At 72.8% G+C, this 14,082-nt stretch carries 20 protein-coding genes; 17 read left to right on the top strand and 3 right to left on the bottom strand.

Translation table 11 applies throughout. The features are described from left to right. Position 1 precedes the first annotated feature (1 nt). The 10 genes from HUT19_RS41315 to HUT19_RS41270 all read left to right on the top strand — a co-directional run bounded on the left by HUT19_RS41315 (position 2) and on the right by HUT19_RS41270 (position 7,105). On the top strand, positions 2-340 hold the full coding sequence (locus tag HUT19_RS41315) for a hypothetical protein (protein WP_176187984.1): 339 nt from the start codon (positions 2-4) through the stop codon (positions 338-340). Between the two features lie 14 nt (positions 341-354). Next, positions 355-1,239, top strand: coding sequence for a hypothetical protein (locus tag HUT19_RS41310; protein ID WP_176187982.1), 885 nt, complete (start codon positions 355-357; stop codon positions 1,237-1,239). 2 nt (positions 1,240-1,241) lie between these two features. After that, positions 1,242-1,463 carry a hypothetical protein gene (locus tag HUT19_RS41305; protein WP_176187980.1) on the top strand — a complete coding sequence of 74 codons (222 nt, stop codon included), beginning with the start codon at positions 1,242-1,244 and terminating at the stop codon, positions 1,461-1,463. A 42-nt stretch (positions 1,464-1,505) separates the two neighbouring features. Continuing rightward, complete coding sequence (locus HUT19_RS41300) at positions 1,506-2,270, top strand: hypothetical protein (RefSeq protein ID WP_176187978.1); 765 nt, start codon at positions 1,506-1,508, stop codon at positions 2,268-2,270. Continuing rightward, positions 2,258-2,824 carry a DUF1643 domain-containing protein gene (locus HUT19_RS41295; protein WP_176187976.1) on the top strand — a complete coding sequence of 189 codons (567 nt, stop codon included), beginning with the start codon at positions 2,258-2,260 and terminating at the stop codon, positions 2,822-2,824. The genes HUT19_RS41300 and HUT19_RS41295 overlap by 13 nt, the downstream gene beginning before the upstream one ends. Positions 2,825-2,849: 25 nt before the next feature. Beyond that, positions 2,850-3,656 carry a hypothetical protein gene (locus HUT19_RS41290; protein ID WP_176187974.1) on the top strand — a complete coding sequence of 269 codons (807 nt, stop codon included), beginning with the start codon at positions 2,850-2,852 and terminating at the stop codon, positions 3,654-3,656. Then, entirely contained in the window at positions 3,653-4,324 is a 672-nt protein-coding gene (locus HUT19_RS41285; protein ID WP_176187972.1) for a nuclease-related domain-containing protein, read from the top strand. The genes HUT19_RS41290 and HUT19_RS41285 overlap by 4 nt, the downstream gene beginning before the upstream one ends. Further along, positions 4,321-5,055 (top strand): hypothetical protein, encoded by a 735-nt coding sequence (locus tag HUT19_RS41280; protein ID WP_176187970.1) that lies wholly within the window; start codon positions 4,321-4,323, stop codon positions 5,053-5,055. Before HUT19_RS41285 ends, HUT19_RS41280 begins: the two co-directional genes overlap by 4 nt. A gap of 129 nt (positions 5,056-5,184) precedes the next feature. Continuing rightward, positions 5,185-6,033: a hypothetical protein gene (locus HUT19_RS41275; protein WP_176187968.1), complete on the top strand. Its 849-nt coding sequence runs from the start codon at positions 5,185-5,187 to the stop codon at positions 6,031-6,033. A gap of 43 nt (positions 6,034-6,076) precedes the next feature. Next, on the top strand, positions 6,077-7,105 hold the full coding sequence (locus HUT19_RS41270; protein ID WP_176187966.1) for a hypothetical protein: 1,029 nt from the start codon (positions 6,077-6,079) through the stop codon (positions 7,103-7,105). 64 nt (positions 7,106-7,169) lie between these two features. Here the strand turns inward: HUT19_RS41270 and HUT19_RS41265 are convergent, their stop codons facing one another. Further along, a complete protein-coding gene (locus HUT19_RS41265; RefSeq protein WP_176187964.1) occupies positions 7,170-7,418 on the bottom strand; it encodes a hypothetical protein in 249 nt (82 codons plus the stop codon). A gap of 159 nt (positions 7,419-7,577) precedes the next feature. On the opposite strand from HUT19_RS41265, the gene HUT19_RS41260 reads away from it, so the two are divergent. Together HUT19_RS41260 and HUT19_RS41255 are read left to right on the top strand one after the other, a co-directional pair. Then, positions 7,578-8,123, top strand: coding sequence for an HAD domain-containing protein (locus tag HUT19_RS41260; RefSeq protein ID WP_254886305.1), 546 nt, complete (start codon positions 7,578-7,580; stop codon positions 8,121-8,123). A 235-nt stretch (positions 8,124-8,358) separates the two neighbouring features. After that, positions 8,359-9,363 carry a hypothetical protein gene (locus tag HUT19_RS41255; RefSeq protein WP_176187962.1) on the top strand — a complete coding sequence of 335 codons (1,005 nt, stop codon included), beginning with the start codon at positions 8,359-8,361 and terminating at the stop codon, positions 9,361-9,363. Between the two features lie 249 nt (positions 9,364-9,612). Here the strand turns inward: HUT19_RS41255 and HUT19_RS41250 are convergent, their stop codons facing one another. Together HUT19_RS41250 and HUT19_RS41245 are read right to left on the bottom strand one after the other, a co-directional pair. Then, positions 9,613-9,810 (bottom strand): hypothetical protein, encoded by a 198-nt coding sequence (locus HUT19_RS41250; protein ID WP_176187960.1) that lies wholly within the window; start codon positions 9,808-9,810, stop codon positions 9,613-9,615. A 69-nt stretch (positions 9,811-9,879) separates the two neighbouring features. Beyond that, entirely contained in the window at positions 9,880-10,464 is a 585-nt protein-coding gene (locus HUT19_RS41245; protein WP_176187958.1) for a MarR family transcriptional regulator, read from the bottom strand. 231 nt (positions 10,465-10,695) lie between these two features. Here HUT19_RS41245 and HUT19_RS41240 point away from each other — a divergent pair, with 231 nt between their 5' ends. The 5 genes from HUT19_RS41240 (at position 10,696) to HUT19_RS41220 (ending at position 13,804) form a co-directional block, all read left to right on the top strand. Further along, on the top strand, positions 10,696-10,917 hold the full coding sequence (locus HUT19_RS41240; RefSeq protein WP_176187956.1) for a hypothetical protein: 222 nt from the start codon (positions 10,696-10,698) through the stop codon (positions 10,915-10,917). Next, positions 10,914-11,282 carry a hypothetical protein gene (locus HUT19_RS41235; protein WP_176187954.1) on the top strand — a complete coding sequence of 123 codons (369 nt, stop codon included), beginning with the start codon at positions 10,914-10,916 and terminating at the stop codon, positions 11,280-11,282. Before HUT19_RS41240 ends, HUT19_RS41235 begins: the two co-directional genes overlap by 4 nt. Next, complete coding sequence (locus HUT19_RS41230) at positions 11,279-11,500, top strand: hypothetical protein (protein ID WP_176187952.1); 222 nt, start codon at positions 11,279-11,281, stop codon at positions 11,498-11,500. Before HUT19_RS41235 ends, HUT19_RS41230 begins: the two co-directional genes overlap by 4 nt. Then, on the top strand, positions 11,497-12,579 hold the full coding sequence (locus tag HUT19_RS41225; RefSeq protein ID WP_176187950.1) for a phosphoadenosine phosphosulfate reductase: 1,083 nt from the start codon (positions 11,497-11,499) through the stop codon (positions 12,577-12,579). The genes HUT19_RS41230 and HUT19_RS41225 overlap by 4 nt, the downstream gene beginning before the upstream one ends. Positions 12,580-12,742: 163 nt before the next feature. Continuing rightward, positions 12,743-13,804: a hypothetical protein gene (locus HUT19_RS41220; protein WP_176187948.1), complete on the top strand. Its 1,062-nt coding sequence runs from the start codon at positions 12,743-12,745 to the stop codon at positions 13,802-13,804. Positions 13,805-14,082: the final 278 nt, after the last annotated feature.

Below are 14,082 nucleotides of genomic sequence, written 5' to 3'. Positions count from 1 at the left end.
GATGACGTCGCAGGTCCGCCGCTTCACCGACTACTTCGTACCGCTGCTGATGGCGGTCGGCGGCCTGATCGTCGGACGTGTGGCCTTCGGCTACGCCGCGCAGCAGGGCGCGAACCTGTACTGGCAGGCCGGCCTGGCGGTCCTCGCCTACACCCTCACCGTGGCCCTGCTCGGCCGCGTCGGGAACGACGACCCGTACGAGGCGGTCGCCGACGCGACCCGCGCACTCGCCTACGTCATCCAGGCCGCGCTCGCCGGCGCCCTCGAACTGCTCTGCCTCGCCGTCCAGCTCCTGGCGTTCATCGGCGGCCACCTGGCCCCGGCTCCAGCAACGACATGAAAGGCCACGCACCCGTGACCACCCTGCCCCGCTACGCCCTGCGCCTGCCCGACGGCCGGTTCGCGTACTACCTGCCCGAGCCCGAGCGGCGCCCCGGACTGCGCAGCGGCATCTTCGCCGACGGCGAGCCGATGAACCGCCTGGTGCCGCTCGTCGACGCCAAGGGCGACTGGTACGTCACCGACCGGCACGCCCAGCGGATCACCGCCGTCTACCAGCCGAACCCCAAGACGCTCCGCTACAAGCTGAGCGACCCCACGGCGCTGTCGACGCGGTACCCGGCCGAGCTCAGCGTCGAGGACTTCAACGAGCGCGTCGGCGACCATGACGAGTACTGGGGCCTGTACGAGCGCGTCACCGAGGACCTCGAGCCCGTCGAACACGTCTACGAGGGGCCGTTCATGCTGCTCGAGGGCCGCCAGCCCCCGGCGCCGGACGAGCCGCAGTGGCGCGCTGCCCTTCCTGTCGAGCTGACCCAGCGTGCGGAGTACCGGCACCTCTTCCCTGGCCACATTCCGGGCCTGAAGCAGCACTTGGAGAAGCTCATCACGGCGATGCCGCGGGTGAAGTACTGCTTCGTCGACTACAAGGACAGGCCCGGGCTGCACATCACGGTCCGCGTTCCCTACGACCAGCCCAGGACCACCTTCGTCCGGAACACGGGGCGCAGGGGGCAGCCGCTGAAGTCCGGGCGCACCGTCCAGGTCACCGTCGACCGCAGCGTCGACCTTCCGGTGCCCGCCGCCGTGTACGGGGAGAACTACGACGCCGCGCTCGCCGAGTGGGAGCAGCAGGTCGAGTACTGGCTTGAGCAGGTGGCTGAGGCCAGCGTCGCCGCCTGCTCCGCCTGCGACGGCAAGGGCTACGTCCCGCACGGCGCCCTCGAGCACAGCAAGTAGCCGTGACCGCCGACGTGTACCTGGTCGTCCGGTGCGACGCGACGATCCCCGACGAGGAGGATCCCGCCGCACCGGACGCCCAGTGCGACAGCGAGGGCCACTGGCCCGTGTGGGTCGCCAACCACACCGAGCTGCGCCGCCTGCTGCGTACGGAAGGCGGGTGGCACCGCCCGAAGCCCGGCCGGGACATCTGCCCCGACTGCTGGACGGCCGGCCGCCGCTGAACAGCACCACTTCGCCCCAACCGACAAGGAGCCACCACCCTGATGACGAGCCGCTTCGTCTACCTCGACACGGAGTTCGACCCGCGCAACCCGGCGCTGTCCGGGCTGCTGGCGCTCGCCCTCACGGACAACGCCAGCCCGGCCGCCGACTACTACGCCGTCAACCTCGACGCCGACCTCGACGCCGTTGCAGACCACCCGTTCATCCCCGACCACGTCCTGCCGCATCTGCCGGTCAAGGTCACTCGCTGGACCGACGGAACGATCACCAGCGTCACCTGGGACAAGGACCACCCGGACTTCCAGTACGCGAGGTCGGCCGCGCAGATCGCCGAAGAGGTCGAGGCGTACTTCCCCGGCGAGACCGAGGCGCAGCTGCTCGCCAACTACGGCAAGGACGACCTCGCCTATCTGCACCGCCTCTTCGGCAACGACTGGAACACGATGGCGCCCGGCATCCCGCGCGTCCCGTACGACGATCTGGAGTCCCTGCGTCGGCGCCTGGGAGCACCGCAGCTGCTCTTCCAGACCACCGGCCAGCACCACGCTCTGGCCGACGCCCGCTACAACCGCAGGTACCACGACAAACTTCAGCGCTTCCAGCAGTCGCAGATGTCGCCTCCGCCGTCCGACGGCCACGCCGCTCTCTACGTCGACCAGGACGGCGACCCATGGGTGGAGTACCTGACCTCGCCCCGCAGCGACGCCGTCATCCAGCTGGTCATGGCCCGGGAGGAGGCCGTCGAGCGCCAGGAGCTGGAGGACCGGATCGGGCCGCTGCGGCACATCGGCTGGTGCCCGCAGTGACGGCCGCCGTGGCCGAGCCGCTCGCCGACCTGGTCGTCGACGAGGACCACGGCTTCGAGGACCGGCCGCTGGGCACGGCGGTCTTCACCGCCGACCGCTCCTACCGCTACCTGCTGACCCGGCTGTGGGACCCGGCTTTGCCGCTCGCCGTGTTTGTGATGCTCAACCCCTCGACGGCGGGCGCCCGGGACAACGACCCCACCATCACCCGCTGCATCTCCTTCGCGCGGCGTGAGAAGGCCGGCGGGCTGGCGGTGGTCAACCTGTTCGCCCGCTGCGCGACCGACCCGGCCGCGCTGAAGACGGACCCCGACCCGGTCGGCGCGCTGGCCGACTCCTTCATCGACCGCACCGTCGCCAGGTCGTCCCTCGTGATCGCCGCGTGGGGCGCGCACGGCGGCCTGCACGGCCGCGCCGACCAGGTCGCCGCCCGGCTGGGGCGGCGGGGCATCGCGCTGCGCTGCTTTGGCACCACGAAGGCCGGCCAGCCCCTGCACCCCTTGTACCTGCACGACAAGACACCGCTGGTGCCGTACGCACCGTCCGGCGCCTGACGACGAACGAGAGGACACCGCGACCGTGACCGACGCAACCGACCTGACGACCCACGAGACGGATGAGGAGGATGTCCCTTCCGTCGCGGAGACGCTCGAGGGCCTGGCCCGGATGTACCTGCGCGCCGGGGCGTCGCCGCTGCCCGTGAACCCGGCAACCTTCGGCTGGCAGTCCACCGCTGGCCAGCTCGCCGCGCTGTCGGCCCGGATGTTGCACTTCCTGCACGGCGTCGACCCGAAGTACGGGGCGGCGTTTGCCGGGTTCTACCACGGGCCGACCGGCGACGGGCCGCACCCGCTGGGGGTGGGCCTGCGGATCGAGCGGAACATCGCCCAGCCCGCCGGCGCCGACATCAACGCGTGGGTTGCCGACGCCAAGCAGGAAGCCGCGGCGGCGTTCGCGTACACGAGCCGACCGACCAGCATCGCCGACCTCGGCATCCTGCTCGGCGACGACGCACTCGCCCTCCTGATCAACGGACTCGGTGCCAGCTGGAAGGAGTGGGAGGAACACGGCAGCACCCGGCGCGTGTGCTTCCTGCCCGGCTGCACCCGCGAGGTCGACCTGGTGAAGGCGTGGTCGGGGGAGGACCGCGAGCAGTCGGAAGGCTGGAAGTCCGCCCCGGCTGTCGGCTTCGGCTGCCCCGACCATGCTTCTCGCCTGTGGGCCGGGGAGCACCAGCACCAGCCCGCCTGGACGAAGGAGAACATCGACTCCACGGCGCAGCTGACGTGCACCTGCGGCTGGGCCTCCGGCAAGGTCGCCTTCCGCGGCCACGGCATCACCCTGTACCAGGTGCACGCCCTCGAGGTCCTGGGGGCGAGCGGATGAGCGCCGGGAACTCCGCGCAGGCCCGCGCCGACGCGACGTTACAGGCGGCCCAGCCCACCGGTCTTTGGGCCCGCACCCGGGCCTACTTCGGCTTCGGCGCCGAGCCCTCCGCGGAGGCCGTGGAGGAAGCCGCGAACTGGGAGGCCGGCGCCGAGGGGGAGCGCCGGACCGCCGAACTGGTACGCGCCCTGGCACCGGAGGGCTGGTTCGGCCTGTTCGACCGGCACATCCCCGGCCTGGACGTCGCCAACGTGGACATCGCCCTGATCTCGCCGAGCGGCAAGGTGATCCCGGTCGACGCGAAGCTGTGGCACCGCCACGCCGTGGTGCACGCGGTCAAGGACCAGCTGGCCCACGGAGACAAGAAGTACCCGCGCGTCATCAGCAGCGTCCTGTTCGAGACGTCGCAGATCGACCAGTCCCTCCACAACGCGCTGGCCCGCCGCGGCACCGACCGCACCGTAGAGGTCACCCCGCTGATCGCCATGCACAACGCGCCCGTCTCCGGCGACGGCTTCACCGTCAAGGGGGTCCAAGTCGTCCCCGCCGACCGGCTGTTGAGCGTCCTGCGGGAGATGGCCGGCCCCCCCGACCCGGAGTGGGCCGCGTACGTGGCCGGCGTCCTCGAGCAGCTCCTGCCCCGCTACGTGGAAGGAGGCCGCCGGTGAGCACCACCATGCGGGCGCGCGCCGAGCGCGTCGTCAACACCGCCGTGTACGGCGTGGCCACCGGCGCGGCCGGGGCCCTGGTCGGCGCCTTCACCGGCGGCCTGGGCTGGGCGCTGCTGATCGGGGGCGCGGCCGGCGTCGCCGGGGGCAAGGTCGGCAGCGGCCGGCCGGACAGCGCCACCCGGGCCAACGCCCGGCTCACCAAGCTCACGTCGCAGGAACTCGCCCCGCTCACCCGGGAGGGCTGGTACCTGCTGCACGGCCGGGCCATCGGCCAGGACGAGGACCGCGTCTACCACCTGTGCGTTCCGCCGACCGCCCACCTGGTGGTGGTCGTCATGAACTGGGCCTGGCCCCAGGGCGCGACCATCTTCCTGGACGGCGCGGGCGAGCTGCACGCCGGAGGCGCGGACGCCAGCGTCGCGGTCGACTGGGTCCTGCACGCCGCCGACACCGTGGACAACGCGCTGAAGGACCGGCGCAAGGAGCTGGGCAGCACCGGCATCGCGCAGGTGCTGCCCGTGCACGACGCCACGGTCGACAACAACGGACACGTCCAGTTCCACCAGGACCACAACGACGAGGACCGCGAGATCAACATCGTGCAGGGCGAGGCGCTGCTCGACAAGATGCGCACCGTCACCAAGAGCCACAACGAGAGCCGTCGCACCCGGCGTGCCGCGCACAACATCTTCGTGTTCCTGGACAACGCCTTCCCTCTCGCATCCTGACCGGCTTGTGACCTGTGGGCCGCCCCGCTGTGGGGCGGCCCACAGCCATGCCAGGCCCGGCCGCAGGCCCTCGCCGCGGTCCCCGCTCCCGCTCGGCGCTCGCCGCGCTGACCTGTACTGGAGGCATTGATGAGTGGTTCCTCAACCAGCCCTGCACACCGGCTCGTTCGCCCTGTCCCGCGTCCCGTCGGCCGGCCCGCGCTGCGGTCGGTCCCGGCGCCGCCCGCCGGTGCGAGCGACGACCTGCAGGCGGAGGTGGCCGTGCTGACCGAGCTGCTCGAGGTGGCGGACCAGTCCCTGCGCCGGGCCGAGGAGGAGACCGCGTCGCTGACCGAGCAGCTGCAGGCCGTACAGGCTGAGCGGGACGCCGAACTGGAGGACCACCTGGGGACCTTGGGCGAACTCGAGCGGGCCCGCGCCGAGGGCGACGCGCTGCGGGAGGCGCTGCTGCGCCAGGGCCGCTACGAGGAGGTGGCCGCCGCGGCCGAGGCGCCGGCCGGACTACCGACGTCGTTCGCCGACCTGTGGGAGCGGCTCGGCACCCTCGTGCACGTGCGGGTGACGGCGGACCGGCGGATCGCGCTGGCGCTCGACGAGCAGGCCGAGGCCCGCACCTGGGCGGCCAAGGCGTGGAGCGGGCTGGCCGCGCTGGAGTCGTACGCCGCGCACCGCAAGGACGGCTTCACCGGAGGCTTCCACCAGTTCTGCAGGAACCCTCCGACCGGCGCCCGGGTCTACCCGGTGAGCCAGGTCGCCATGACCGAGACGTCCGCGACCATGGCGGCCTACGGCCAGGAGCGGATCTTCCCGGCGCTCGAGGGGACCGAGGCCGAGATGCAGGCCCACCTCAAGCTCGCCCCCCGCGGGAACGTCTGTCCCCGGGTGCACTTCCTGGACGACGTGGCCGGCAAGGGGGCGTCCGGCGTGGTGGTCGTCGGCTATGTGGGCCCGCACCTGCGCAACAAGCGCACCAGCTGAACGCCACCGCGCGAATAGAACAGAGTTTCGATACGGTGGAGAGGTGAGCACGCACGCGCCCCACAGCTACGAGGCCGCCGCCCGGCGGGCCACCGTGCTGCACCTGCGCGTCCCGCCCGGCACCCCCGAGCCCGCGTACCGGGCCGTGCTCGACGTCCTCGAGCCGCTCACCCCGATCGTCCAGGTCATCCCGCCCGGCGCCGCCCTCGCCGAGGTCGCCGGCGTGCTGCGCCTGCACCAGCGCACCCCGTACGAACTCGCCGAGATCATCCGCCTGCGCACCCTCGCCCTCACCGGCGTCGACGTCCACGTCGGCGTGGCCGCGAACTGGGCCCTGGCCGCGACCGCCTCCGCCCACCCCGTCCGCAACGGCATCCGGCTCGTCGCCGACGACCCGGCCGCGGTCGCCGACTTCCTGTACCCGCTGCCCATCGACGCCCTTTACGGCATCGGCCGGCGCCAGGCGGAGACGCTGCGCAGCTTCGGCGTCCACTACATCGGCACGCTCGCCGCCCTGCCCGTCGCCACCACCCAGCGCGTCCTCGGCGGCCGGGAGGGTCGCCTCCTGCACCAGCGTGCGCGGGGCCTGGACCACCGCCGCGTCACCCCGACCGCGCTGCCCCGCTCCACCGGCGAGAGCAGGCACTTCGACCGGGACGTCCTGGACGGCGACGTCATCCGCACCGCGATCCTCGACGCGGTCGTCGTCATCGGGGCGAGGCTGCGCGAACGCGACCAGGCCGCGACCGCCCTGCAGCTCCAGCTGCGCCTCGCCGACCGGTCCCTGCTCTCCCGCTCCCGGAAGCTGCCGGCCGCCACCGCGCACGACGCCGACCTGCGCGAGTGCGCATACCGGATCTTCAACGGCCTCAACCTCGAGCGGGCCCGGGTGCGCGCCGTGACGGTACGCGCCGAGCAGCTCCTGGACGCCGACCAGGTCGCCGAGCAGATCTCCCTGGACCCCACCGAGGAGAACGCCCGCCGCGTCGAGACGGCCGTCGACAAGGCCAACCGGCGCTTCGGCCGCGGCACCGTCCGCCCGGCCGCGCTCGCCGGGCGCCGCACCGCGTGACGGCCCCGGCGCCGGGAACGCCGCGGCCCCCGGGCCCTGGGCGGGCTCCGGGGGCGCTGTGCCGTCAGGCAGCGGCGGCGACCAGGTCGTCGAGCAGCCCGGTGAGGTGGGTGTAGTCGTCGCCGTACAGGGCTCTGTAGTGCAGGTGGAACTCCGACCGGGCGGAGCCCAGGGCGCCCTGGCTGCCGCTCTGGGCGGCGGTGACCACCGCGTCCATCAGGGCGGTGGCCTGGTCGTAGTCCTCGCCGTAGAAGGCGTCGTAGTGGCAAAGGATCTCGCCCTTGGCCCGGTCGAGAGCGGTCTCGGTCTGCATCGTCTTCTCCTCGGTGGGTGAGGTCTTCCCTACGCCCACAACAATACAACGGCACGTTGTAAAGTCAAGATCGATTAGGGCGTCAAAGGAGAGGACGGGCAGCCCATCGGGACGCTATGGTCCTGCGACCTGACCAGCCCAGACGGGGAGGAGAGCGCCGTGAAGCCGGTGGGATTCTTAGACGTGGACGGGCCGCTCAACCCATGGCGGGCGAAGCCGGAGAAGCGGCCCGCCGGGTACACCACCCACCGCATGAAGCCGCCCAGCCTGTACGCCCGGTACCCCGGCAAGCCGAGGGCGTACGTCAAGCCGCTGCGGGTCTGGCTCAACCCCGACCACGGGCCCGCCCTGCTCGACCTGGACGTGGACCTGGTCTGGGGCACGACCTGGATGGCGGAGGCCCGCGACTTCATCGCGCCCGTGCTCGGCCTGCCCGACCTGCCCTACGTCGACTTCGGCCCGGACCTGCTCAACGACCGCGCCGACGGCCTGCACTGGAAACTCCCGGCGCTCCTGGCGTACGCGGGCGAGCGGCCTTTCGTCTGGGTCGACGACGAGGTCTCGGACCGCGACCGCGCGTACGTCGCCGCGCACCACCCGGCCCCGGCGCTGCTGCACTGGGTCGACCCCCGCCGCGGGCTGCGCGACGACGACTTCGCCGCGATCGCCGCCTTCGCCGCGCACTGCGGGGCATCGGCGGCCTGACCCCCATGGGCCGGCCGGGACGAACGGGGCCCGGCCGGCATCGGCTTCACACGACGGGCGCGGCCGGGCCGCACGAGTCTCGCACGCCGGGGCACCGGCGGCGGCCCGGCCGGACGGCTGCGCCCAGTTCTCCCACGGCAGATCGCCACATCACACATATCGCTGGATGACCTCGGGCAATCCACGCGAATGTCACGGCACCCCGATGTTGCCGATCTTGAAAAGGGGGACGGCCGTGGCCGTCACGACTCCCACCGCCCGAGAGATACCCGAGGTCCGCGCCGACCTCGCCGCCTGGGCCGCCGACCGCGGCCGCGACGGCATGGCCAACTGGCTGTACTGCCTGGGCACGCCCGACGCCCGCACGGCGTACGACGACCTCCTGCCGCCCGGCGTCAGCACCACCCAGGCCCTGGCCGCCCGCACCGCCGCCGGACTGCGCACCGCCGAGCTCTACTACGTCACCAGCGACATGACGGCGCTCGCCCACCACGCCGCCCAGAGCCTCACCGACTTCGAGATGCGCCCGGAGGACCTGCCCTCCCCGGTCGGGATGCTCGCCTTCGAGGACCCGCCGATGCGCTACGCCGCGGCGGGCAACCAGCCCGTACGCCTGGTCACTTGGGGGCCCTGGCTCGGCCACCTGGCCATCGACTACTGGAGCGGCACCCGCGAGTACCTCGACCAGGTCGACGCCCACCTGGAGACGAACCCGCCGGACACGGACCTCGCCGAGACCCAGGCGTGGCTGCGGACGAGGTTCGCGCACGTGGCGCCCGGGCAGATGGCCGCGCTCCACCCGACCACCGGCTTCGTCTACCAGCGCACCACGCTGATCGAGCCGGGCCTTCCCGACCTCAGCGACACCCCGGAAGGCGACGTCGCCCTCCTGCGGCTGATCCAGGCCACCTGGCTGCTCATGGGCCAGAGCCTCGCGACAAGCGAACGTGTGGCCGCCGACCGGGCCTCCCGCCGCCGGATCCAGCGCATCGACCGCGACTACGGCACCGAGGTCCGCCTCATCCGGCTGCGCCGGGCCCGCACCGACCGGGGCGCCGACCCGGCCGAGCGGCCCGGCACCCGCGAGTACCAGCACCGCTGGGTCGTCAAGGGCCACTGGCGCGACCAGTGGTACCCCTCGCGCGGCACGCACAAGCCGATCTGGATCAGCCCGTACATCGCCGGACCCGAGGACGCCCCGCTGATCGGCGGGGAGAAGGTGTTCGTCCTGGCCCGGTGACACCCGCCGGGGCCCGCCGCAACGGCGCGCGGGCCCCGGCTCGTTGCTCCCCACACCAGGCCGGCCGCACGGCGTCGTACGCGGCCGGCGCATCTCCACCCGGCACTCCAGGACCTCGAACGGGCGCCGGGGACGGCCCCGCGTCGGCCCCGGAGCCGGTGAGGGCGCCCGCGGGCGCGGCGCGTGCAACGGACGCGACGACGGCCGGTCACCGCCCCGCTCCGGGGGTGACCGGCCGTGCCGGGATGGCTAGTTGGCCAGGGCCGCGCGCCAGGCCCGGTTCTCGGCGGCGCGCGCACGGCGCCGCTCCCAGCCCCGGAACTTGGCGCGCTGGCGGGGGTTGGTCAGGGCGCCGGGCTCGTAGTAGTAGCAGGTGCAGCCGCGTCCGGCGTAGCGGCACGCGTGCCCCGCGTGGCGGGGCGTGGACTTGGCGAGCATGCGGGCCATGAGGACCTCCTCGTCGTAGGGGGCCCGGGCGCCCGCCGTTGGTACGGCGGGCGCCCCGGGCGGCGGGCGCTACTTCAGCCGGTAGCGGCGCGGGCTGTCGCTGACCAGTTCGGCCTGCCCGTGGTCGGCGAGCTTGGCCAGGGCGTTGGCGACCGCTCCGGCGCTGCGGCCGAGGGCCTTGGCCAGGCCCGAGGGGCCGATCTCGTCGGCAGGGTGGGCCTCGAGGTACTCGTAGACCATCTGCCGCAGGTCGCCGCGTCCCAGGCGGCTGCCGTTGCGGGCCTTGGCCTTGGGGGCGGCCTCGGTCTTGGTCTCGGCGACCGGGGCCTCGGCGGGCTCGGGCGCGGTGTCGGCCGCGTCCTCGGCCGGGGTCTCCGGCTCGTCGGCGGCAGGTGCCTCGGGCTCGGCGTCGGCCGTGACCGGGTACCAGCGGTCCGCCGTACGCCGCCCGCCGCGTCCGCCGACGTTCTCGCCGTGCTCGCGGGTGGCCAGGTTCAGGCTCTCGAGGTGGGTGAGGGCCTTGCCCGCTGTCGAGCCGCCGATCCCGGCGTGCTCCGCGATCTCCCGGGCGGTGGCGCCGGGGTGCTCGGTCAGGGCGGCGAGCGCCTTGGCCTGCGCGGTGGTCAGCTCGGCCGGGGCCTGGGTGGTCGTCATGTCGTCCTCGTTTCTTCGGAGTTGGGCATTCGGGAGCTCCCCGGCCGGGGGCAGCTGGTGCTGCGGTGCCCGTGGCGCGTGCGCTTCGCGGTGTTCCCCGGGCACCTCCATGAACGCTCTGATCGCCCCCGAGAGTCAAGATCAAAAGCGCCTTGAAAGCTATTGCTTACGTATTGGGTTTCAAATACGGTGTGGACGACGCAGACACACCCGCCCGGAAGGGGCCCGGAGATGACGACCACCACCGACGGCGCGCTGGAGACCGGCGCTGAACGGATGGCCCGCGAGCGCCTGGAGGACCGGATCCGTTACGCGGTCGGCCAGCTCAAGCAGGGCAAGTACCTCTCCATCACCAACGGCCCGGACGGCGAGGTCGCCGGCACCTGCGGCCACGACCCCCGCGTCGGCCGCGACTGGCTGCTGCACATGGTCGAGCGGCGGGCCGCCCGGTGACCGCCGCCCTGACCCCCACCGACCGGCTGCGGGCCCTGCTCGCCGCCGAGTTCCCCGCCGACGCCGCACCTCTGGACACCGCCCTGCTGCTCCTCAGCGTGGCCACCGGGCAGGAGGAGGTACGCCTCTACACCCAGGTCGCCAGCGGCCAGCCCGGCCACGAGACGGCCGTCTACCGCTCCGAGGCCCCGCACAGCCCCTTCGCCCTCGACCTGATCGCGGCCCTGCACGCGCACCGCCTCCACAACTGGCGGCCCCTGCGCGACGCCTACATGCCCGGCGTGATCCACCTGGGCACCCGGCGCGCCACCGGCCAGATCGGATGGGCCCTCGACCTTCGCCGCCTCCGGGAGGACAGCGAGTGAACGCCCCGACCCCCGCCCCGCCGCCCGGGGTGAACGAGAAGAAGAGGCTCGTGGCCCGCGCCCTGCTCGCCCAGGCCGGCAACCTCGTCGAGTTCTGGGGCGAGATGGGCGACAGCGAGGTGGACGCCGAGTTCGCCCGCGCATGCCTGGCCCGCTGGATGAGGCCCCTGCCCGGCGGCGACTGGGACATCCGCCTCGGCGACCCGGACGCGGCATGACGGCCCAGCTGGACCTGTTCGCCGCCAGCTCCACCGGAATCGACCCGGTGGAGCTGGCGGCACAGCAGGACTTCCTCATCGTGAACCTCTCCGGCGGCAAGGACGGCCTGCGGGCCGCCGCGGTCACCAGGGACGCCGCGCGGCAGGCCGGTGTCGAGGACCGGATCTGGACCGTCCACGCCTCGCTCGGCCCGATGGAGTGGCCGGCCTGCACGGTCGACGGCGTGCGCTACCCGAGCGTCGGCGAACTGGCCGCCGAACACTCCCGGTTGCTCGGCGTCCCGCCCGAGCGCCACCTCGAGCTGCGCCGCCACCGTGACGCTGTCCCGTACGACCTGCTCACGTTCATCGCCGAACGAGGGGACTGGCCCTGGCTCGGCCGCGCCCGGTTCTGCACCGGGGACTGGAAGACCAAGCTCATCTTCGGCGCGTTCAGCCAGGCCGCCCGCGACTTCAAGAAGGCGCACGGCAGGCCGGCCAGGATGCTCAACGTCCTCGGGCTGCGCGCGGACGAGAGCCCGGACCGCCGCAAGCGGCCCGTGCTGCAGCGCACCACCGACAACTCCCACCGGATCGTCGACGAGTGGCTGCCCGCGCACGGCGACACCACCGCCTTCGTCAAGGAGTGGACCGACGCCGAGGGCTGGCCCCACCACTGGGCCTACGACTCGGCCCCCGGCGCCGGGGACTGGGCAGGCAGCACCCGCTGCTCCTGCTCGGCCTGCGTCTTCAGCAACCGCCGCGACCTGCTCCTCGCCGTCGCCCGCCGGCCCCGGCTGGCCGCCCTGTACGCCGAGGTCGAGCACTCCCGGGGCATCCCCTTCAACCCGTCGACCACCATCGTCTCCGTCATCGAGGAGGCCCGGCGGCCCGGCGCACCCGGCCCGGGCGTGGTCCTGGACGACGACACCGCCGACTTCGACGCCCTGGAGACGGCCGTGCGCGACGCGCTCACCCGGCCGCCCAAGCGCAAACCGCGCCCCCACCAGGGGCCGGGCACCCTGCCCGCGCTCGGCGCCGGGTGTGACGGCTGCTCCCTGGCCGACGGAATGCTGCCCGCCGACGGCGACGACGCCTGAACTCGCCTCCCTGTCCCGGGAGTTGCAGAAGTCTCGCCTGCAACCCAATCCATGAAACCTATTGCTTACGTATTGGGTTTTAGTAGTGTGGTGAGTGACCCACCCCAACCCTGCTCCCGTCCCAGCTCGCCGGGGACGGGAGCCCTGCCGCGAGGGAAGTCGTATGCCCAACCGCAAGGCCGTCATCAAGGTGCTCGCCCAGGATGTTCTGGGGGCGCAGCGCTGGAACGGGCTCCTGGCCGAGTGCGTCAGCATGCCCACCGAGAAGTACGAAGAGGTCGAGGCCGCCGCGGAGGCGATCCTCGAGCGCGTCGCGCGCGCCGTCAGCTGGCCCCGCCTGCTGAGGGAGGCGTCGTGGCGTCACCTGCACTTGCACCCCGATCAGGAGAACGACAAGGAGGGCTACGCGACCGGCGTGTGCAGCGAGTGCCTCGTCGAGGCCCTGCTCGCCGATGACACCGGTGCTCCTGACTGGGACAAGCACCCGACCTCGCCCCGGCGGCGGGAGCACTTCGACTGGCCGACGCCCGTAGCCGCGAACCTCAAGTACCGCCAGCGCGCCCACTGGCACCCCTACATGGAGTCGGAGACGAAGCCCGACGCGGCCCCGGCGGCCCGTCCGGCAGAGACCACCCCGGCCCCCGCCGTACCGGCGGAAGCCGCCGAAATCACTCTGCCCGCCGCCTCCGAGCGCCTCCTTCGCGAGATCGCCAAGTACGACACCGGGAAGGGCGTCCTCTTCCGGCACGCCGCCCGCGGCCGGTACCTGCACCCGAACACCTACAGCACCTTCAACGCCCGCACCTTCTACCCGCTCACCGGAAACAACCTCGTGACCGATGAGGGGAACGACTCAGCACCCGTCCGCATGACAGAGGCCGGGCGGAAGCTGCTGGCCGAGCTGGACGCCAGCGCCCAGCAGAAGAAGCCGCGCGCCGCGACCGACCCCGAGTCGCCGGCCGCGCAGCGCGCCCTGCGGGCCCTGGCCCAGCTGGAACAGCCGGTCACCCCACACCGTGGCGAGCGCAAGGGCATCTGGTCCCTGGGGGGACGGGATGGCTACTCCGCTCGGGAGACCACCTTCTACGCCCTGGAGAAGGCCGGCTATCTCCGCATCATCCAAGGCGCCCACCTCAGCCTGCGCATGGAAATCACCGAGTCCGGTCGCCAGCGTGAGCAGCAGGGCCAGGGCCCGAGTGCCGTAACTGCGGAGCAGAGCAGGTGACTGTCACCCCCGAGGCGGCCCTCGCCGCCTGCGCCCGCGCCGGCCGAGGCACACGCCCAGAGCGTCGAATGGCGCCCGGCCCTGCAGTACACGATCCGCTCCCTCATCGACCGGCTGGCCGAGGCCAAGCAGCTGCCCCCGCCCAAGCTCGAGCGCCCCCACGTCCAGGCGGCCGAGGACGCCCTGGACACACTCGGCCCGCTCGAGGGGCTGGCACGTGCTGGACATCGGCGAGGTCAACCAGCAGCTGCTGGAACTCACCGTCACACGGCACCCCG

Source organism: Streptomyces sp. NA02950, assembly GCF_013364155.1.
Taxonomy (GTDB): domain Bacteria; phylum Actinomycetota; class Actinomycetes; order Streptomycetales; family Streptomycetaceae; genus Streptomyces.
This window is presented reverse-complemented; position numbering and strand designations above follow the sequence as displayed.

Coding starts and splice junctions, on each gene's coding strand:
- HUT19_RS41315 (WP_176187984.1), top strand. CDS start 2: ATGACGTCGCAGGTCCGCCGCTTCACCGACTACTTCGTACCGCTGCTG.
- HUT19_RS41300 (WP_176187978.1), top strand. CDS start 1,506: ATGACGAGCCGCTTCGTCTACCTCGACACGGAGTTCGACCCGCGCAAC.
- HUT19_RS41285 (WP_176187972.1), top strand. CDS start 3,653: ATGAGCGCCGGGAACTCCGCGCAGGCCCGCGCCGACGCGACGTTACAG.
- HUT19_RS41275 (WP_176187968.1), top strand. CDS start 5,185: ATGAGTGGTTCCTCAACCAGCCCTGCACACCGGCTCGTTCGCCCTGTC.
- HUT19_RS41265 (WP_176187964.1), bottom strand. CDS start 7,418: ATGCAGACCGAGACCGCTCTCGACCGGGCCAAGGGCGAGATCCTTTGC.
- HUT19_RS41250 (WP_176187960.1), bottom strand. CDS start 9,810: ATGGCCCGCATGCTCGCCAAGTCCACGCCCCGCCACGCGGGGCACGCG.
- HUT19_RS41245 (WP_176187958.1), bottom strand. CDS start 10,464: ATGACGACCACCCAGGCCCCGGCCGAGCTGACCACCGCGCAGGCCAAG.
- HUT19_RS41240 (WP_176187956.1), top strand. CDS start 10,696: ATGACGACCACCACCGACGGCGCGCTGGAGACCGGCGCTGAACGGATG.
- HUT19_RS41225 (WP_176187950.1), top strand. CDS start 11,497: ATGACGGCCCAGCTGGACCTGTTCGCCGCCAGCTCCACCGGAATCGAC.
- HUT19_RS41220 (WP_176187948.1), top strand. CDS start 12,743: ATGCCCAACCGCAAGGCCGTCATCAAGGTGCTCGCCCAGGATGTTCTG.